Source organism: Leptotrichia sp. oral taxon 218 (assembly GCF_018128225.1).
In the GTDB taxonomy this organism is placed as follows: Bacteria; Fusobacteriota; Fusobacteriia; order Fusobacteriales; family Leptotrichiaceae; genus Leptotrichia.
In genome coordinates this window covers 1,700,698-1,720,693 of record NZ_CP072377.1, presented here as the reverse complement: position 1 = coordinate 1,720,693, position 19,996 = coordinate 1,700,698, and the positions used below count along the sequence as shown (strand labels likewise).

The following is a 19,996-nucleotide window of genomic DNA, read 5'->3' as shown; positions in this document are numbered from 1 at the left end:
AAAAAGGGGATTTTATCCCCTTAAAATGATTAATTATTATTGTCCTAATTGAGCAGCTACTTCTGCAGCAAAATCTACATCTTCTTTTTCGATTCCTTCTCCAACTTTAAATCTGTCAAATGAAATAATTGTGCATGGAGCGATGAATTTTTCAACAGTAACTTTGTCGTCTCTTACATATTTTTGTTGAACTAGACAATTTTCTTCGTAGAATTTTCTCATTTTACCTTCTAATATTTTTTCAATTATATTTGCAGGTTTTCCTTCAGCAGTTAATTGATGTCTTGCAATTTCTTTTTCTCTATCTAAGTCAGCAGTTGTAACTTGTGATTTATCCAAATATTTAGGATCCATTGCAGCTACATGCATTGCAACTCCTTTTGCTTTTTCGATATTTTCGTCAGTTGCTTCACCATTTACATTTAATAAAACTCCAATTTTTCCACCTAAGTGAATATAAGTTTCGATAAATCCTGTAGTTGCAACTAATTTTAATCTTCTGATGTTCATGTTTTCACCAATTTTAGCGATTAATTCTGTCAAATGAGTTTCAATAGTTTTTCCTTCGTGTTCAAATGCTTTTAATTCATCTTCACTTGTCAAATCGTGTTCCAAAGTCAATGTAACTAATTTTTCTCCAAATGATTTAAATTCGTCATTTTTAGCAACGAAATCTGTTTCTGAATTAAATTCCAAGATAGCACCTTTTTTTCTATCTTCAGAAACTGCTGCGAATACCAATCCTTCAGCTGCTACTCTTCCTGATTTTTTAGCTGCTTTAGCAATTCCTTTTTCTCTTAACCAGTCAATTGCTTTTTCGATGTCTCCGTCATTTTCTCCTAGAGCTTTTTTACAGTCAAGCATTCCTGCTCCTGTTCTTTCTCTTAATTCTTTAATAAGTGCTGTTGTAATTGCCACTTTATTTTCCTCCTATATTATTTATTTCTAATTTTTGTTTTTTTTATTTTGTTTAATAACCAATTTGTTAGTGAACTACTCCAACTTTTAGAAGTTAGAGACTTCTTGCTATCTTTTTGTTAAAAAAATTATTTTGAAATATTTTTTAGTATATTTAAAATTTCTGGATTTTCGTTATCAAATTCTAAAAAATCCTTCGCATATTTTTCTGCCATCTTATAATTTTTAGTGCCAGAATAATGGACTGCTAATCGGTATATTGAATAAGCATTACCAATTAATGCCATTTGTTTGTGGCTTCTAAGTTCTTTAAGTTTCTCGTGCGTAAAACCAACATCTGATAGTTGCTTTACATATTTGTCTACTATGTTCTTTTTTTCAGTTTTCTCTTTAGCAGTTAAATTTAATAATTTTAGAAAATTTTCATCACTGTATAATAAAACCAGTGAATACGCTCCTGTGTCATTATCTCCTAACTCAATTGCTTTTAAATAATACTTCTCTGCCTCTTTTAAATTACCTAGTATATCATAATCAGTTCCTATTTCTTCATAAGCATAAGCATCATTTGGATATTTTTTAACATATTCTTTTAGTAATGCAATTAGATTTTTCTTATCACTCTTTTCAGATAAAGCCATATATTTATTTTTAAATTCAGTCTTTTCTTTTGAATACAGATTCATAAGGCTTCCATCTACTGTAAAATACTGATTATCCATATTTTCAGTATAATTTGAAGTGCTCACAGTTTTTTTCTGGCTGTTTGCACCTAGAACACTTAAACTTGCTATTAAAAATAGTCCAATCAAAACTTTTTTCATAATCGCTCACCATTTCTTTTTTATTTTTGACCAATAAAAATGTGAGTTCATTTCTTTATTAATTTAAATTTTCTATTTTACAAGAACAGGGAAATGACTTTATTTCCCTATTGTTTTTATATATTTAGCAAAAAATCAATTGTTTTAATTATCGATATTCAGATGGATTATCACTTAAAATTAAAGCGCAAATAACATATGCAAGTATTCCGCTTCCAAATCCGAATGCAAATAAAACCCAGATTATTCTTATAACATTTGAATCAACATTAAGATATTCCGCGATTCCACCACAAACTCCTGCTATTTTTCTATCTTTTACTGATTTGTATAATTTTTTTTCCATAATATTACCCCCTAAAATACAATTTTTAATTTTATTTTTGTAAAATTAAATAATTTTGTATTTTTAGTGTATCAATTTATAATTTTAATAATTTTAATTTATAAATATTATTCTTCAGTTGGTACTTCTTCTTCAACTACTTCTTCTACAACTTCTTCAGTAGTTTCAAATTCTTCGTTTAATGGAGTTTCATCAGCGTTTGCTTCAATTCCACCGTTAGCTTCAATTGCAGCATTTGCGATAACTTGAGAGAATAATTTTACTGATCTTATAGCGTCATCATTTGCAGGAATTTTGTAAGTTACTAAATCAGGATCTACATTTGTATCGATTAATGCAATTACAGGAATTCCTAATTTTTTAGCTTCTTCCAATGCCAAGAATTCTTTTTTGATGTCAACTACAAATAATGCAGCTGGTAGTGTGTTCATTTCTTTAATTCCACCGATGTTTTTAGAAAGTTTTGCCATTTCTTTTCTTAATAATCCAGCTTCTTTTTTAGTGTATGCTTCGTCTAAAGTTCCATCAGCATCCATTTCTTCTAATTCTTTTAATCTTTTTACTCTTGTTTTAATTGTTTCTAAGTTAGTTAATAATCCACCTAACCATCTGTGGTTTACATAAAATCCTCCAGCTCTTTGGGCTTCTTCTTTAATAGCTTCTTGAGCTTGTTTTTTAGTTCCTACGAATAAGATTTTTCCACCTTCTTCAGAAATTTGTCTTACAAATTCATAAGCTTTTTCAGTTGCTTCTAAAGTTTGGTGTAAATCCAAAATGTGGATTCCGTTTCTTTCTGTAAAAATATAAGGTTTCATCTTTGGATTCCATCTTTTTGCTTGGTGTCCAAAATGTGCTCCTACTTCTAATAATTGTTTCATTGTAATTACTGCCATTACTAATTTCCTCCTAAATTTTTTTGGTTTTTTCTCCCACTTTTCTTTTGCAACAGATTGCAGAATTTGCAACACCCTATCGCAAAATAATACAAAGTGTGATTAATTCACAATATTATAACATTGATATATATTTTTTGTCAAATATAAAAATAAAATTTTTAATTCGATACTTTTTAAATAAATTGTTAAAATCACAATTCTTCAACTAAAAATTTAAAAAATTCTAAATTTGAGAAAAAAGAAATATGTGGATATCCTGCAAGAGCACTTTTTTTTCTATATCCACAATTCCATTTTCTATCGTCATTTTTAAAAATTTTATAAAATGTAAAATTTTCTTTATTTTCACCTATTTCAGAATAGTGAAATTCATGTCCTTTTAATTTAATCTCATTTCCTGTTTCAATATTTATGTATCCAAAACGCTTGATATTAAGATTTTTTCGCATTTTTATTTCTAAGTCAAAAATTCCGCAAAAGTCATAATTTGCACCATCTAATAGATGGATTTTTTTAGCTAAGTACATAAATCCGCCACATTCCGCATAAATTTTTGTTCCTTTTTCAAATTGTTCCAAAATGCTTTTTTTCATAGAAATATTGTCTTGCAGCTCCTTTGCAAAAAGTTCTGGATAACCACCACCAAAGTAAATAAAATCAATATTTTCTGGAATTTTTTTATCGAAAATCGGACTAAATTCAATTATTTCAAAGCCGCAAAATTTTAATAAGTCAAGATTTTCCTGATAATAAAAAGAAAAAGCTTTGTCTTTTGCAATTGCAATTTTTTTGCCAAAGTATTTGTTTTTCAAATTTTTAATTTTTTCCCAGTTCTCAAAAGTCATTTCTGGCTCAAAATTTTTAGCAATTTTTTTAATTTTTTCCAAATCCAAATATTTTTCTCCAATTTCACAAAATAAATTTTTTCGCTGCAAAATTTCAGCTTCATTTTCTTCAAACGCCAATTTTAATCCCAAATGTCGACTTTCAAGCGCCAAACTTTCATTTTTTGGAACATACCCGAGACATTCAATATTTGCATATTTTTCTATAGCTTGTTTTAAGCTCAAATAGTGTCTTTGTGAACTCACATTATTTAAAATAACGCCACATATATTTATTCTAGGATCTAGCATTTTAAAGCCAAGAGCGATGGCGGCACAGCTTGTAGAAATCGCTTTAGCACTAATTACCAAAATCACTGGAATATCTAAAATTCTTGCAACATGTGCTGTACTAAAATTGTCAAATTCATTGGAAAGTCCGTCAAAAAGTCCCATAACTCCTTCAATAACCGCAATATCTTTATTTTGTGAATAAATTTCAAAAATGTTTCTCATATTTTCTTCACCAACCATAAAAATATCCAAATTATGTGACTTATTTCCCGTGAAAATCTCGTGATAAGTTGTGTCGATATAGTCAGGACCTACTTTAAAAGGAGCGACATTTTCTAGGCAAGACATAAGAATACTTGTAACTGTTGTTTTTCCACTTCCGCTGTTTGTTCCAGCAATCAATATTTTTTTAACTTTTTTCATTTTTATTTTTATTTTTTTCCTTTCTTTTCTTTACTTTTCTTTTTTTCTTTTTTTTTTAAATTTTATTTATTAATTCATTAATTTATTAATTTATTTATATTTTTTTATTTTATTTCTTCTTTCTTCTTCTTCTTATTTATTTTTATTTATTTTTATTTATTTTTATTTTAATTATTATTTTATTAATTAATTAATTTTTTTTTTTATAAAAATTGTTTTTTTTGTATATTATTATACTTTATTTTTTTGAAAATTTAAAATAAAATAATTTTAAAATTCTAATTATTGTAAATTTATAAAAAAAATAAATTATTTCATAATTGATTTTATTACAATTTTTTGATAAAATATAATTGTAAATTTTGTTTGAGAAAAAAACATTTATAAATAAAATATTTTGGAGGTAAAAATAAAATGAGTTTATTACAATTAAAAGATATAAGATCTGAAGTTGAGGGAAAAGAGATTTTAAAAGGTCTTAATTTAAACATTAACAAAGGGGAAGTTCATGTTATAATGGGACCAAATGGTGCTGGAAAATCTACGCTTGCAAGTATTCTGGTGGGAAATCCGAAACATAAATTAATCGGTGGAAATATTATTTTGGACGGAGAAAATATTAACGATGATACTGTTGATGAGAGAGCAAAAAAAGGAATTTTCTTGTCATTTCAATATCCTGAAGAAATTCCGGGACTAACAGTGGAAGATTTTTTGAGAACAGCGAAAGAGGCTGTGACTGGGGAAAAACAATATTTGATGCAATTTCACAATGAATTGGAAGAAAAGATGGAAAAACTTCACATCAATCCAGAGTATGCTCAAAGACATTTGAATGTAGGATTTTCTGGAGGAGAAAAAAAGAAAAATGAAATTTTACAAATGGCAGTGCTTGAGCCAAAATTGGCGATTTTAGATGAAACTGATTCGGGACTTGACATTGATGCGACAAAAATCGTGTTTGAAGGTGTGCAAAAATTAAAGACAAATGATACAGCGCTTTTAATTATAACACACTACGACAAAGTTTTGGACTATTTAGATCCAGATTTTGTACATATTCTGATGGATGGAAAAATTGTGAGAACTGGTGGAAAGGAAATAGTTGAAGAAATTGAAAAAAATGGTTATGGAGAAATGAAAAAGCAATTTGGGTTATAGAATTTTAAGAGAAAAAATTAAAAAATGGAAAGTGTAGGAAATTATGGAAACAAGAAAAAAAACATATGTCGCAGATATTGAACGGGGAGTCTATGACATAAAAGACGAAGTTAAATACAGATATAAAGTTCAAAAGGGGTTGACAGAAGAAATAATTAGAAAAATTTCTGCTAGAAAAAATGAGCCGGAATGGATGTTAAATTTTAGACTAAAAGCGCTAGAAGTGTATAATTCAAAGCCGATGACTGATTGGGGTCCAGATTTGTCGGACTTGGATATGAATGACATAATTCACTATTTGGAGCCAGATTCTGCGCCAATGAATGAAAATTGGGACGATGTGCCAAGTTATATAAGAGATACTTTTGACAGACTTGGAATTCCTGAAGCGGAAAAACAGTCACTTGCAGGAGTTGGAGCGCAATATGATTCAGAAGTTGTGTATCACAGTATTCATAAGGAATTAACTGAGCAAGGTGTCATTTATACGGATATTGAAACAGCCATCAAAGAATATGAAGATATTCTAAAAGAATATTTTATGACTTTAATTACAGTAAATGATCACAAATTTTCAGCACTACATGGAGCAGTTTGGTCGGGAGGATCGTTTATTTATGTGCCAAAAGGTGTAAAGGTCAATATGCCACTTCAATCTTATTTTAGATTAAATGCGCCAGAAGCTGGACAGTTTGAGCATACATTAATAATTGTTGATGAAGGTGCGGACTTACATTTTATCGAAGGATGCTCTGCGCCAAAATATCAGAAAAATGCGCTTCACGCTGGAGCAGTTGAGCTTTTTGTAAGAAAAGGTGCTAGACTTAGATATTCTACGATAGAAAACTGGTCAAGAAATATGTATAATTTAAATACTAAAAGAGCGCTAGTTGAAGAAGATGGTGTAATTGAATGGGTTTCAGGTTCATTTGGGTCAAGAGTTTCAATGCTTTATCCGATGAGTATTTTAAAAGGGGATCGTTCAAGATGTGAATTTACAGGAGTTACTTTTGCATCAAGTGGACAAAATTTGGATACTGGTTGTAAAATTGTACACATTGGAAAAAATACGACTTCGACAGTACATTCAAAATCCATTTCTAAAAATGGGGGAGCGGCTTTTTACAGAGGTCTTTTAAAAGTTATGCCAGAAGCGACTGGAACTAAAGCGACAGTTGAATGTGAATCGCTTATGTTAGACAATATTTCGTCTTCAGATACGATACCTATAATTGACATAAGAAATGACAGCGTCGATATAGGGCACGAAGCTAAAATTGGAAGAATTAGTGATGAGGCAATCTTTTATTTGATGTCGAGAGGGATTAGTGAAGATGAAGCAAAAGCGATGATTGTAAGAGGATTTGTTGAGCCAATCTCAAAAGAATTGCCACTGGAATATGCAGTTGAGCTAAATAAACTTATTGAATTAGAATTGGAAGGAACAATTGGATAAAATTTTTAAATTTTTTTAAAATTAACAAAAAATAAAATAAAATAAAAAGATATTAAAAATTTTAATTTTTAAATAAATAAATATAATTAAAATATTAATTTGTAAAGGAGAAATGGGATGCTAGAAAAGACAAGTTTAGAAAATCTTGAAAATAGCGAATACCGGCTAAAAGTTTTTGAAAAATATAAAGACTTGAAAAAACCTGAGTGGAAAAGAGTTAAATATAAATACGAAGAACCGCAAGAATTTAAAAAATTTGATAATTTTTCAGCAAAAAATGAAAATCAAGAAGGTGTGGAAATAAAAGGGATTAATGATTCTCTAGAAGATTTGGAAAGATTGAAAAGTAGTTATGAATACGGACTTGGAGAGTTTTTTAAATTACAAAATTTTGCTTTTTATAATCAGGGACAATTTATTAAAATAAAAGAGAGAAAAAAAATTGAACATCCAATTTATTTGACTTATGTAACAGATAAAGAAAATAATTTTTTGGTTGACTACAATGTGATTGAAGTGGAAGATTTTGCAAGCGCTACAATTATTATAAGCTATAATTCAAGTGACGATGCCGAAAGTTATCACAACGGAGTTATAAAAGTGTTTGCTGGAGCAAATTCAAATGTGAAAATAATAAAAATTCAAACATTGAATACAAAAAGCAGAAATTTTGAAAGCTCTAAAATTGAAGTGAAAGGGCAGGGAATCGTAAATTATTACAGCGTTGAGCTAGGGGCGCAAGTAAATGCAGTTAGCCACACTTCATATTTATTGGAAGATAATTCACAGGCGTATGTATTTCCAGGATATTTGGCTGATGGAGATAGAAAAGTTGACTTGGAATATTCAACAGTATTTTACGGCAGAAAAACATTGGGAGACATTCACGGAAGAGGAGCTGTAAAAGATACTGCAACTAAAGTATTTCGTGGAAATATGTACTTTAAGCAAGGTGCTTCAAAATCGGAAGGAAGAGAAGGAGAATTTGCCATTTTGCTGGACAAAAATATAAATGTTCACTCAATTCCGACATTATTTTGTGATGAAGACGATGTAATTGGAGAACATTATGCGTCAATTGGAAAAGTCAATGAATCACAGCTGTTTTATTTGATGAGCCGTGGATTATCTGAGAGCAGAGCAAAAAAATTAATTGTGGAATCGTCATTTAAACCAATATTAAATAATATCGATGATGAAACATTAAGAGAGCATTTATTAGAAGAATTGGAAAAAAGAATATAAAAAAAATATAAAGAAATATAAAATTTGAAAAAATACCCACTGAGTGCTATACTTTAAGTAGTAGTGAAGTGGGTTAAATTATATTTTTTAAAAATTTAAAATAAAAAAATAAATAAAAAAATAAATAAATAAAAAAATAAAAAAATTTAAAATAAAATAATATAATTTTTAAAATAAAATAATATGATTTAATTTAAAATAAAATAAAACTCTTTAAGAAAGGAAGAAAAAAATAAAAATGAATTATAAAAATAAATTTCCGATATTTTCAAATATAGAAAATCATTATTTAGACACAGCTGCAACTTCTCAAAAGCCAAAAGTTGTGCTGGATAAAATTAGAGAATATTATGAAAAGTATAATGGAAACCCTGGACGAGGGTCACATAAATTATCTGTGGAAGCACAGTCGCTGTTAAGTGATGCAAGAGAATGTGTGAGAAAATTTATAAATGCAAAAAGAGCCGAAGAAGTGATTTTTACAAAAAATACAACTGAAAGTATAAATTTAGTCGCTTATACTTATGGAATGAATTTTATAAACGAAAACGATGAGATTATTTTAGGAATTTCAAATCATCATGCCAATATTGTGCCTTGGCAATTTGTGGCAAAACAAAAAAAAGCTAAGTTAAAATATATTTATCTTACAGAAAATGGACAATTTGACTTGGAAGATTTAAAAAATAAAATTTCTGACAGAACTAAAATTGTTGCAGTTTCTGCGGTTGTGAATGTAACAGGTGTAATTCAGCCGATAAAAGAAATAATTGAGATAGCTCACAGTAAAAATGCTCTGGTTTTGGTTGATGCAGCACAGTCAATGCTTCATTTTAAACACGATGTGCAAGAATTAGATGCAGATTTTTTGGTATTTTCAGGACATAAAATTTTTGCACCTATGGGAATTGGTGTGATGTATGGAAAAAAAGAGATTTTGGACAAAATGCCACCATTTTTGTACGGTGGAGATATGATTGAATTTGTTACAGAACAGGAATCAACTTTTGCGCAGTTACCGAATAAATTTGAAGGCGGAACTCAAAATGTGGAAGGAGCTGTGACTCTGGAAGAGGCGATTAAGTTTATTTGCGAAATTGGGTATGAAAAAATTGAAAAAATTGAGGAAAATTTGGCAAATAAAGCACTAGAAGAATTAAATAAACTTGATTTTGTGGAAACTTATTTTACAAAAGATGTGGAAAGAACAGGAGTTATTGCGTTTAATGTGATTGGAGTTCATTCGCACGATGTTGCATTCATCTTGGATTCTTTTGATGTAGCCGTGAGATCAGGTCATCACTGCGCACAGCCACTTATGAAATATATTGGAGTTGCGTCTTGCTGCCGTGCTAGTTTTAGCATTTACAATGATGAAAGTGATATTCAAAAATTAATTGAAGGACTTTTGAAAGTAAAGGAAGTTTTTAAATTGTAAAAAATCGAAAATTAAAAATTAAAAATTACAAATTTTTGGAAATAAAAAATAATAAAAAAGGAGATAAAAAAATGGATTTGGAGAGAATTTATCAGCAGACAATATTGGAATATAGCCGTAGAAAAGAATTAAATCATGAAATGGACAATCCAACTTATGTGGAAAGAGGTCACAATCCAAATTGTGGAGATGACTTGACATTGGAATTAAAAGTGGAAAATAATATCATTGTGGATGCGGCATTTATCGGCTCTGGGTGTGCTATTTCGACTGCTTCAATGGCAATGTTAATTGATTTGATAAAAGGAAAAACTTTGGAAGAAGCAAAAGAAAAAGTTGACATTTTTTTCAAAATGATGAGCATAGATGAAAATAAAGAAAAATTGACAAAGGAAGAAATGAAAAAATTAGGAGATGCAGTGCTTTTGGAATATGTGGCTAAAATGCCAGCTCGGGTAAAATGTGCTACGCTTAGTTGGCATTCACTAAAAGTGATTGTAGAAAATAAAAAATAAAAAAAATAATTAAATTTTGAACTTTTTAAAGAGTTTTTATAAAATAAAAAATTGTGAAATTTTTAAAATATATGGTAAAATAATAATAAAAAAGAAAAATAAAAAAACAAGAAAATAAAATTAAGGAGAAAAAATTAAATATAATGAAAGAATTAAAAATAGTATTATTTGGACATCCAACTTTAAAGAAAGTTGCCGAGAAAGTGGAAAAATTTGATGATGAACTGAGAGAGACATTGAATGAAATGGTTAATTTGATGAGAAAAGCTAATGGAGTGGGACTTGCTGCAAATCAAGTTGATATTCCTGAAAGATTTTTTGTGCTCGAGTACGAAGGAGTTGTGAAAAAGGTCGTTAATCCAGAAATATTAGAATTTAGTGAAGAAAAGGTGGATTTTGAAGAAGGATGCTTGAGTATTCCTGGAATTTATAAAAAGGTTGTAAGACCTAAGAAAATTAAAGTTAAATATTTTGATGAAAATGGAACTGAAGTTCAAGAAGAGCTTGATGAAATGTGGGCTAGAGCATTTCAGCATGAACTGGATCATTTGGACGGAATTTTGTTTACAGAGCGGCTTTCTGTTATGAATAAAAGGCTTGTTGCAAAAAAATAGAAGTTTTGAAAAAAGATTTTAGCAAAGGTAGAATTTATAGGGAAGATTTGGATTAAAAGAAGGAGTGAAATTTTTTGAAAACAATATTTATGGGAACGCCAGAATTTGCAATTCCAAGTTTGGAAGTTGTGGCAAAAAATACGGATTTGAAGGCAATTTTTACGAAAGAAGATAAAGTTAATGCCAGAGGAAACAAAATAATTTTTTCGCCAGTAAAACAGTTTGGAATTGATAACGAAATTGAAGTTATTCAGCCAAAAAAAATAAAAGATGAAAAAATAATTGAAAAAATAAAAGAGATAAATCCAGATTTAATCGTAGTTGTGGCTTATGGAAAGATTTTACCAAAAGAAATTATAGATATACCAAAATATGGAATAATTAATGTTCACTCTTCGCTTTTACCAAAATACAGAGGTGCTTCTCCGATTCACTCAGCAATTTTAAACGGTGACACGAAAAGTGGCGTGAGCATAATGTACATTGAGGAAGGATTGGATTCAGGCGATGTGATATTGCAAGAAAGCTGTGATATTTTGGAGAATGACACGCTTGGAACTTTGCACGACAAGTTGAAGGATTTGGGAGCAATAGGACTTGAAAAAGCACTGAAATTGATTGAAACTGGAAAGGTCGAAGCTACAAAACAAGATGAGAGTCTTGCAACATTTGTAAAACCAATTACGAAAGAACAGGCTAAAATTGATTGGAATAATACAAAAGAAGTGATTTTTAATCAAGTTCGAGGGTTAAATCCATTTCCAGCAGCACATACTTTTAATGAAAAAGATGAAAATATAAAAATTTATAAAACTGAAAAATTAGATAAAGAATATGAAGGACAAAATGGTCAAATTGTCGATATTATAAACAAAAAAGGACCTGTTGTAAAAGTTAAAAATGGAGCTTTAGTTTTACTTGAAGTGAAATTTCAAGGGAAAAAACTTCAAAGAGGAGTAGATGTAATTAACGGAAGAAAAATGGCTATTGGTGAATGTTTAAAATAAATTTTAGTAAAAATAAATTATAAAAATTTATATATTTTTGAAAAGGAGTGTTGAAATGAAATTTAAAAAATTGGAAATTTCAGAAAAAGTGATTCAGAGATTGACAGAATATTTATCAATTTTAAAAGATATTCAAAAATATGAAAATGAAATTAATTCAATTGAACTTGCCAAAATAATGAACACTACATCGGCACAAGTCAGAAAAGATTTATCCACTTTTGGAGATTTTGGTGTGCGTGGAAAAGGTTATGATATTTCTAAGTTAATTGAAATTATTGAAGATATTTTAGGAATAAATAGAGTGAATAATGTTATAATTGTTGGACACGGGAAAATGGGAGAAATGATTTCATCAAACAGCAATGTTTTGGGAAAAGGGTTTCAGATTGTTGGAATTTTTGACAAAGATAAAGATAAAATAGGAAAAGTTGTTTCTGAAAATCTTGAAATTCGTGATGTCAATTATGTAAAGGAATTTAGAGAAAATTTTTGTGGAGAAGTTGATACGGCAATTCTTGCTGTTGTAAAGGAACAGGCGCAATTCGCTGCAGAACAGCTTGTAAAAAATGGAATAAAAGCCATTTTGAATATGACGACTTACAAACTTGAGCTAGGTTCGGATATAACAGTTGTCAATATTGACATTTCGGCAAAATTGCAAGAGTTAAATTTTTGGAGATTGAATAAAGAAGAAAAATAAAATGGAGGTTTTATGGGAAAACTTATTGATGGAAAAGTGCTTTCACAAAAAATTTTTGAAAATATAAAAGAAGAGCACGATAAAATTAAAGAAAAAATTGGGAGAAGTGCGGGACTTGCAGTGATTATAGTCGGAGAAAATGCGGCTTCGCAAGTGTATGTGAGAAATAAAATAAGAGCTTGTGAAAAAGTTGGATTTTATTCTGAAAATATAAAATTGCCAGAGAACATTACGCAAGAAGAGTTGCTTTGCGAAATAAGAAAATTAAATGAAGATAAAAAAATTGACGGAATTTTGGTGCAATTGCCACTTCCAAAGCATATTAATGAATTAAAAGTTATAAATGAAATTGCAAGTTCAAAAGATGTTGACGGATTTCACACTGAAAACATTGGAAAAATGATGATAGGTGACAAGACAGGTTTTTTGCCATGCACTCCGTATGGAATTATGCAAATGCTTGAAGAGTATAAAATTGAACTTTTGGGAAAAGATGCTGTAATTGTTGGAAGAAGTAATATAGTTGGAAAACCGCTTGCACTGCTTTTAATTCAAAGTGGAGCGACTGTGCAAGTTTGTAATTCAAAAACTAAAAATTTGAGCGAGAAATTACAAAAAGCTGATATAGTTGTCGCAGCCGTTGGAGTTCCTAAATTGATAAAAGGTAGAGATATAAAAGAAAATGCGGTTGTAATTGATGTGGGAATAAATCGTGTGGATGGAAAACTTTGTGGAGATGTGGATTTTGACGAAATTTTTGAAAAAGCTAGTTTTATAACACCAGTTCCTGGCGGAGTTGGACCTATGACAATTGCAAGTCTTATAAAAAATACATTTAAAAGTTATAAAAATAAATTATAAAAAAGTTGAAAAATCAAGTAAAAATAAAGAAATAAAAAAAATAAATAAAAAGTAAAAAGAAAAATAAAGAAATAAAGAAATAAAGAAATAGAAAAATAAAGAAATAAAGAAATAAAGAAATAAAAAAACAAAGAAATAGAAAAATAAAGAATGAAGAAAAAGTAAAAAAGGAAGTGTATCAATTATGGTAACATATGCAATTAGAATAAAAGATAGACAAACTGGGAAAATATTAGTAATTAAAATAGCGGCAAAATCTATTCAAGAGGCAAGGCAAATAGCGGCAAAGGATTACGGTGTGGCTTATGAAATTTTATAATTGATGTAAAAAAGATCAGCATAAAAAACTGGTCTTTTTTAATAAAAATGAAAATTGAATAATATTTTTATTGTTATTTATTTAAAATCAATGTATAATATAGGGGTAAAAAATTATGAAAAAAAGGAAAGTGAGAAATTAAATGAAAGAAAAGATTAAATTTATTAAAGAATTAGCACAAAGCATGAATGAAAATAAAATTGAAACAGTAAAATATGAAGAAAATAATTTTGAAGTTATGTTAAGCAAGAAGAGAAAAGAAAAAAAAGTTGTAGTTAGTGCGGGAGCAGTTCCACAAAATGTAGTTTCAAATGCAGCGCCAATACAAGAACAATCTGTGGAAGTGCAAGAAGAAAAATCAAGTGAAGAAAATGAAGAAATCACAGGAAATAAAATTACTTCGCCAATGGTTGGAACTTTTTATTCAGCGCCATCGCCAAATACACCGCCATTTGTAAAAGAGGGAGCAAAAGTTGAAAAAGGTCAGACACTTTGTATTGTAGAAGCCATGAAACTTATGAATGAAGTAAAATCAACAGTTTCAGGAACAGTAAAAAAAATATTGGCAAAAGATGGAGATGCAATTAAAAAAGGTCAAACTTTGATTATAATAGAATAAATTTAAAAAATAAAATTTTTGTTTTATAAAAAATTATTTAAAAAAATTATTTTTTAAAATTAAATATATTTTTTGAATAGAATTATTAAAAAAGAAGGGATAAAAATTGGGAGAGAAAATAATATCAATGGATATTGTGTTATTTATAGTTGTGCTGTTTTTTACAGCATTTTTATCGACAGCTGAATCAGCGCTTTTATCACTTAGGCAAATTCATTTGATTAACGGTGATAATGAAAAAGATGTAAAAGAGGGAAAACTTTTAAAATTGTGGTTGAAAAATCCAAATGAGCTTTTGACAACGCTTTTGTTTGTAAAAACAATTTTGTGTTCTTTTCTAATTTTTTTAGAAGTAAATTTAATAAAACAATTTGTTGAGAAAAAATTATATTTTTATTTAGCATTTTTCATTTTCTCAATAATAATTTTAATATTTGCTGAAATGATTCCAAGGCTTATCGCAAGAGTAAAAGTTTATGAAATTTCAAAAACTGCGATAATTCCGTTAAATACATTAAGAATTGCGATAAAACCAATTATTTCGCTTTTTATACACATTTCACGATTTATTATGAAAATGTTTAAAATAGAAGTGAAAGATCAGATGTTTGAAATAACAGAAGAAGAAATTTTAACATTTGTAAAAGCGGGAACTCAAAGTGGAGCTATTGAAGAAGGCGAAGAAGAAATGATCTCAAGTATAATAGAATTTGCCGATATGACTGTGAAAGAGATCTTGACACCAAGAAGAGATGTTTTTGCGTTAGATTCTGAAAGTAAGCTAGAAGATGTCTGGGAAGAAATTTTGGAACAAGAATTTACTAGAATGCCGATTTATACTGGGACAATCGACAATATCGTGGGAACGGTTCATATAAAAGATTTACTTCGTTATGCAAATGACAAAAGCAGTGGCAACCTTTCGATGAAAGAATTTATGAAAGAAGCATATTATGTGCCAATTACAAAATCTCTTGTGGAACTTTTGGAAGAATTTAAGACAAAACAGCTTCATATGGCAATTGTGATTGATGAATATGGTGGAACACAGGGAATTGTAACAATTGAAGATTTGCTTGAAGAAATTGTTGGAGAAATTAGGGATGAATTTGATAAAGAGGAAGAAAGTATTCAAAAAATTCGAGAAAGAATATTCGATGTAAAAGGTGACACGCTTATTGAAGAAATAAACGAAAAACTTGATTTAGATATTCCGTTATCTGAGGAATATGACACAATATCAGGTTATATTCAAGATAAGTTAGGAAAAGTTGCAGATGTCTTTGACCAAATTAAAGAAGATAACTTTGTTATGAAGGTGTTGGACACTGACAATAAAAGAGTGGAAAGAGTCAGAATAGTTATTTTAGAAAAAAAAGAAGAAGAATAGGAGAAGTAAAAAAATGGAAGAGTTAAGACCTCGCATAAGAGTGGCAGGAATACTTATTGAAGATGATAAAATCTTATTAATTCAGCACAAAAAAAATGATAAAAAATATTGGCTAATTCCTGGTGGCGGAAATGACTGGGGAGAAAGTACAAAAGAGGCTGTAATTCGTGAATATAAAGAAGAGACAAATCTTGACATAAAAGTCGATAAATTTCTATTCTTTTCTGAAACAATTTCGCCAGATAAAAGTCGACATGTACTAAATTTATTTTATAGCGTTCACAGAGAAAATAGAGATGACAAAGTTATGAAATTGGGACATGAAGCTGTACTTGCAGATTTAAAATTTTTTGGAAAAGATGAAATAAAAAAATTGACGATTTATCCGAATATTAAAGATAATCTTATTAAAATTATGAATGGGGAAAAAGTTGAAGATTATTTAGGAAATTTATGGAATGACTAAAAAAATGATAAAAATAAAAAAGAAAAAGAGGACAAAAAAATATGAATAAAAAAGAAAAAGAATTTGTTGCAAATTTAGTGAGAAGTATAGAGGATTTTCCTGAAAAAGGTGTAATTTTTAGAGATATTACAACGGCTCTTAAAAATAAAGAGGGATTACAAATTATTATAAAAGATTTGACAGAGAGATATAAAGATAAAGGAATTGACTATGTCGTAGGAGCTGATGCCAGAGGATTTATTTTTGGTGCTGCAATTGCTTATAATATTGGAGCAGGATTTGTTCCAGCAAGAAAGCCAGGAAAATTACCCGCTGAAGTTGAAAGCGTCGAGTATAGCTTGGAATATGGGAAAAATAGCATAGAAATTCATAAAGATGCTTTTTCTAAAAATGATAGAATATTAATAGTCGACGATTTATTGGCAACTGGTGGAACTGCTAAAGCGATGGTTCAATTAGTGGAAAAATTGGGAGCTAAAGTTGTGGAATTAGCATTTATGATTGAACTTGCCGATTTAAAAGGAAGAGAACTTTTAGATGGATACGAAGTATATTCTCAGCTAATTTACTAATACAAAAAAAAGTTTTTTATAAATTAAAAAAAAGAAATTAGGAGTATACTTACTTAACTTAAGAAAGAGAGAAAAAAAGAAAAATAAAAAGAAAAAAATAAAAAAAGAAAAGGAGAAATAAAAATGAAATTAAAAAAATATATATTGGTATTCTTAGTTATGGGATCAGCATTAAGTTTTTCATCTTCAAGAAGATTAAAAAGATTGGGAAAAAGAATTTCAAATATAGTTAAAAAAGATAACAAAGAAACAACTGACAGACAAGGTACAGATGACATTTTTCAAAAAATTGAGAAAAAAGGTAAAGACAAAAAAGACAAAAAAGACAAAAATGTCAACAGAGCTGGAATAGATGAAGCAATTAAAAAGAAAAAAGTTGAAGATAATTCGCCAGAAGTAAACTTAAAAGAAACTCAAGAAGGTCTTCGTAACAGAAATAATCAATAGATAAAATTTGATTAATTATGAAAATTTAAATTAAAAAAATAAAACGAAATAAAATAAAACAATGAAAAAGAAACGAAAAAAAGTAAAAAATAAAATAAAAAAGGATTGAAATATAAATCAGTCCTTTTTATTTTTTATTTTGAGAAGATCCATAATTTTATGTAAATGCATATACAAATCTAGTAATATAAGGATTCTCTAGTTATTTATACAAAAAAAATTGCACTTTTTTTATTTTATTTTATTTAGATTATTTTTTTTGAACTAATAAGTTTTATAGTTGTTACAATAATATAGATAAATACAGCATAAGGAATTAATTCAAATCTGTGTAAAAATGTCCAGATTACATCGAAAACAAATATTAATAACGAAATTCTTAAAATTCCAAATATTTTTTTTATTAAATTTAATTTATAACCAAAAACAACTGGTCTGAAAACTTTATTGATCTTTTTTGAAAAAATGTTTAAAATAATTATTGAATATGACAATGCTTCAAACTGAATCCCAAGTTTCCAGAAAATAGCCATTGTAAGTCCTATCATAACTCCGTAGTAAAATTTTCCCCATGAATATGTTGGACTTGTCGGCATGTCTGTAGCCATAAAAATTCCTGCGAGCATAAGTCCTCCTATTGAAATCTCAGCTTCTTTTACAAAAAGTGAAACTATAAAAACTGTGGAAAATAAAGCCGTTGGAATATGCCAAGAAATTCTATTTTTTAAAAGCAAATAAATTCCTCCAGCAATAAGTGCCAAAACTGAAACTTCTCCTAACGCACCTGTTGGATTTAGCAGGATTTTATCCAAATAATTTGTAAAATCGTTGTTATTTATAAAAGAGAATATTTTTAATTCTGAAATATTTAAGGAATTTCCAAACCATATCGCAGGTGATGACATTGTAAGTGGGAAAAAAACTGTCATAAATTCTCTTCCAACAATAGCGGGATTTAATCTATTTTTTCCAATTCCGCCGAAAATTAGTTTTCCAAAAATAACAGCCATTGCGCCACCAAATGCAGCTACATAAAACGGAGTGTAAGGCGCTAGTGTAAATGCCAGTAAAATTCCTGTAATTACAGCCGACAAATTTTTTATGCTAGTTATTTCGTTAAAAAATATTTTGGAAAAAATTATTTCTGTCAAAACTGCGGATATTACACAAGTTGCTATGAGTATAAATGCTGTAAGTCCATAAACTAAAAGTGCGATTAACATTCCTGGCAAAAGAGCAAGTATAACATCAAGCATTACTATTTTTACATCATCTTTTACTCTTATATAAGGCGTGTAACTATTTTTAAAATCCATTATTTATTTCCCTCCATTCTTATCAAAGTTTCTTTTCCATTTTTTATGCTTTCAATTAAAGGAACTCTCGATGGACAAGCATATTCACAGGCACCGCATTCGATACAGCTCATTATATTAGCTTTTGCCATCATTTTATATTCGTTTTTTTCATAAAATTCAGCAAATTCCAAAGGCATTAAATTCATTGGACAGACTTCCACGCAATATCCACATGAAATGCAGTTGTTTCTCTCAATTTCTCCTTCATTTTTTAAAAATAAAATTCCAGAAGTTCCTTTTATAGTTGCAGTTGAATTCTCAAATATTTCTTGACCCATCATAGGTCCGCCAAAAATAATTTTTGAATTTTCATTTGGTTTCAATGTTTTAATTATATGTTCAAGTGGAGTTCCAATTTTAATTATGTAATTCCCAATTTTAGATAAATTTTCTCCAGAAATGGTCACAATTCTTTCAACTAGCGGGATTCCATTAGTAAAGGCATCATAAGTTGATTTTATTGTACTTACATTACTTACAACAACTCCTTTATTTATCGGAAGTTCTCCTTTTTTTATTTTTTTTCCAGTAATTTTTGCAATAAGCTGTAATTCACTTCCTTGTGGATACGAAGTTGGAAGTATTTTTATTTTAATTTTCATCTTTTCTTCCAAAATTGCTTTTTTCAAAATTTGTTTCAATTCAAAATTTTCGTCTTCAATTCCAATCACAATATTTTTAGGATTAATTAGATATTTTACAATTTTAATTCCTTTTATTAAGTCATTTGCAAAATTTTTCATAACGGAATAATCTGAAGTCAAGTAAGGTTCGCATTCTGCACCGTTTATAATAAAAGTTTTAACTTTTTTATTTTTTATGTCATATTTGACATAAGTGGGAAACTGTGCTCCACCTTCTCCAACAATTCCGCTATTTTTGATAATTTCAAGAATTTCTTCTTTTTTATAGTTTTCTAACTCTGAAATTTCTCTTTTTTCAGTTTCAATTTCTTCGTCTTTAAAATCATTTTTTATAACAACAGTTCTAGTCATTTTTTTATTTGGCAAAATCATTTCTTTTATGTCAATAACTTGACCAGATACAGGCGAGTGGACAGGTGAAGAAATGTTTCCTTGCATTTCCCCAATTTTTTCATATCTTTTTACAAAATCTCCAACTTTTACTGTTTCTTTTGAAATTTGTCCGATATGCTGTGCCAAATAAATATGAAAAATTTTTGGATCTTGCAATTTTTCTATTTCCAAAACTTTTGTCATATGTTTCATTGACTCAATTTTCATTATATCTTTACTCATTTTCTCTCCATTTTTTTCTTTTTTATAATTTAAATTTAAAA

Annotated in this window: 21 protein-coding genes and 1 pseudogene; 15 read left to right on the top strand and 7 right to left on the bottom strand. The window is 28.7% G+C overall.

Annotated elements, in window-relative coordinates:
- Window positions 1-36 precede the first annotated feature (36 nt).
- The 5 genes from tsf to J5A73_RS08095 form a co-directional block, all read right to left on the bottom strand.
- The gene (gene tsf / locus J5A73_RS08115) at window positions 37-918 is read right to left on the bottom strand and encodes a translation elongation factor Ts (RefSeq protein ID WP_211614717.1); all 882 of its coding nucleotides are present in this window, start codon (window positions 916-918) and stop codon (window positions 37-39) included.
- Between the two features lie 128 nt (window positions 919-1,046).
- Window positions 1,047-1,742, bottom strand: coding sequence for a lipopolysaccharide assembly protein LapB (locus J5A73_RS08110; protein ID WP_211614715.1), 696 nt, complete (start codon window positions 1,740-1,742; stop codon window positions 1,047-1,049).
- Window positions 1,743-1,890: 148 nt separating this feature from the next.
- Window positions 1,891-2,088: a PspC domain-containing protein gene (locus J5A73_RS08105; RefSeq protein ID WP_211614713.1), complete on the bottom strand. Its 198-nt coding sequence runs from the start codon at window positions 2,086-2,088 to the stop codon at window positions 1,891-1,893.
- 107 nt (window positions 2,089-2,195) lie between these two features.
- The gene (gene rpsB / locus J5A73_RS08100; RefSeq protein ID WP_211614711.1) at window positions 2,196-2,981 is read right to left on the bottom strand and encodes a 30S ribosomal protein S2; all 786 of its coding nucleotides are present in this window, start codon (window positions 2,979-2,981) and stop codon (window positions 2,196-2,198) included.
- 194 nt (window positions 2,982-3,175) lie between these two features.
- Entirely contained in the window at window positions 3,176-4,525 is a 1,350-nt protein-coding gene (locus J5A73_RS08095; RefSeq protein ID WP_211614710.1) for a cobyrinate a,c-diamide synthase, read from the bottom strand.
- A 414-nt stretch (window positions 4,526-4,939) separates the two neighbouring features.
- Here J5A73_RS08095 and sufC point away from each other — a divergent pair, with 414 nt between their 5' ends.
- The 15 genes and pseudogenes from sufC (at window position 4,940) to J5A73_RS08025 (ending at window position 17,338) form a co-directional block, all read left to right on the top strand.
- A complete protein-coding gene (gene sufC / locus J5A73_RS08090) occupies window positions 4,940-5,686 on the top strand; it encodes a Fe-S cluster assembly ATPase SufC (protein WP_211614708.1) in 747 nt (248 codons plus the stop codon).
- A gap of 43 nt (window positions 5,687-5,729) precedes the next feature.
- The gene (sufB, locus tag J5A73_RS08085) at window positions 5,730-7,142 is read left to right on the top strand and encodes a Fe-S cluster assembly protein SufB (protein ID WP_211614706.1); all 1,413 of its coding nucleotides are present in this window, start codon (window positions 5,730-5,732) and stop codon (window positions 7,140-7,142) included.
- 117 nt (window positions 7,143-7,259) lie between these two features.
- The gene (sufD, locus tag J5A73_RS08080) at window positions 7,260-8,387 is read left to right on the top strand and encodes a Fe-S cluster assembly protein SufD (protein WP_211614704.1); all 1,128 of its coding nucleotides are present in this window, start codon (window positions 7,260-7,262) and stop codon (window positions 8,385-8,387) included.
- A 238-nt stretch (window positions 8,388-8,625) separates the two neighbouring features.
- Window positions 8,626-9,825, top strand: a complete 1,200-nt coding sequence (locus J5A73_RS08075; RefSeq protein ID WP_211614702.1) for a SufS family cysteine desulfurase — start codon at window positions 8,626-8,628, stop codon at window positions 9,823-9,825.
- A gap of 71 nt (window positions 9,826-9,896) precedes the next feature.
- Window positions 9,897-10,340: a Fe-S cluster assembly sulfur transfer protein SufU gene (gene sufU, locus J5A73_RS08070; RefSeq protein ID WP_211614700.1), complete on the top strand. Its 444-nt coding sequence runs from the start codon at window positions 9,897-9,899 to the stop codon at window positions 10,338-10,340.
- 143 nt (window positions 10,341-10,483) lie between these two features.
- Window positions 10,484-11,010 (top strand): annotated as a pseudogene (gene def, locus J5A73_RS08065) (peptide deformylase).
- Window positions 11,011-11,028: 18 nt separating this feature from the next.
- Window positions 11,029-11,961, top strand: coding sequence for a methionyl-tRNA formyltransferase (gene fmt, locus J5A73_RS08060; RefSeq protein ID WP_211614696.1), 933 nt, complete (start codon window positions 11,029-11,031; stop codon window positions 11,959-11,961).
- 55 nt (window positions 11,962-12,016) lie between these two features.
- Window positions 12,017-12,664, top strand: coding sequence for a redox-sensing transcriptional repressor Rex (locus tag J5A73_RS08055; RefSeq protein ID WP_211614694.1), 648 nt, complete (start codon window positions 12,017-12,019; stop codon window positions 12,662-12,664).
- A gap of 12 nt (window positions 12,665-12,676) precedes the next feature.
- Entirely contained in the window at window positions 12,677-13,525 is an 849-nt protein-coding gene (gene folD, locus J5A73_RS08050; RefSeq protein WP_211614692.1) for a bifunctional methylenetetrahydrofolate dehydrogenase/methenyltetrahydrofolate cyclohydrolase FolD, read from the top strand.
- Between the two features lie 184 nt (window positions 13,526-13,709).
- Window positions 13,710-13,844 carry a hypothetical protein gene (locus J5A73_RS10705; protein WP_256438636.1) on the top strand — a complete coding sequence of 45 codons (135 nt, stop codon included), beginning with the start codon at window positions 13,710-13,712 and terminating at the stop codon, window positions 13,842-13,844.
- 142 nt (window positions 13,845-13,986) lie between these two features.
- Window positions 13,987-14,463, top strand: a complete 477-nt coding sequence (gene accB, locus J5A73_RS08045; protein WP_211614689.1) for an acetyl-CoA carboxylase biotin carboxyl carrier protein — start codon at window positions 13,987-13,989, stop codon at window positions 14,461-14,463.
- A gap of 127 nt (window positions 14,464-14,590) precedes the next feature.
- Entirely contained in the window at window positions 14,591-15,853 is a 1,263-nt protein-coding gene (locus tag J5A73_RS08040; RefSeq protein ID WP_249069223.1) for a hemolysin family protein, read from the top strand.
- Between the two features lie 13 nt (window positions 15,854-15,866).
- Complete coding sequence (locus tag J5A73_RS08035; protein WP_211614685.1) at window positions 15,867-16,319, top strand: NUDIX hydrolase; 453 nt, start codon at window positions 15,867-15,869, stop codon at window positions 16,317-16,319.
- Window positions 16,320-16,360: 41 nt separating this feature from the next.
- The gene (locus J5A73_RS08030) at window positions 16,361-16,891 is read left to right on the top strand and encodes an adenine phosphoribosyltransferase (protein WP_211614683.1); all 531 of its coding nucleotides are present in this window, start codon (window positions 16,361-16,363) and stop codon (window positions 16,889-16,891) included.
- Window positions 16,892-17,014: 123 nt separating this feature from the next.
- Complete coding sequence (locus J5A73_RS08025) at window positions 17,015-17,338, top strand: hypothetical protein (protein ID WP_211614682.1); 324 nt, start codon at window positions 17,015-17,017, stop codon at window positions 17,336-17,338.
- A 245-nt stretch (window positions 17,339-17,583) separates the two neighbouring features.
- On the opposite strand, the gene J5A73_RS08020 is transcribed toward J5A73_RS08025, so the two are convergent.
- Entirely contained in the window at window positions 17,584-18,654 is a 1,071-nt protein-coding gene (locus J5A73_RS08020; protein WP_211614681.1) for an RnfABCDGE type electron transport complex subunit D, read from the bottom strand.
- Window positions 18,654-19,955 (bottom strand): electron transport complex subunit RsxC, encoded by a 1,302-nt coding sequence (gene rsxC, locus J5A73_RS08015; RefSeq protein WP_211614680.1) that lies wholly within the window; start codon window positions 19,953-19,955, stop codon window positions 18,654-18,656. The genes J5A73_RS08020 and rsxC overlap by 1 nt, the downstream gene beginning before the upstream one ends.
- Between the last annotated feature and the right edge of the window lie 41 nt (window positions 19,956-19,996).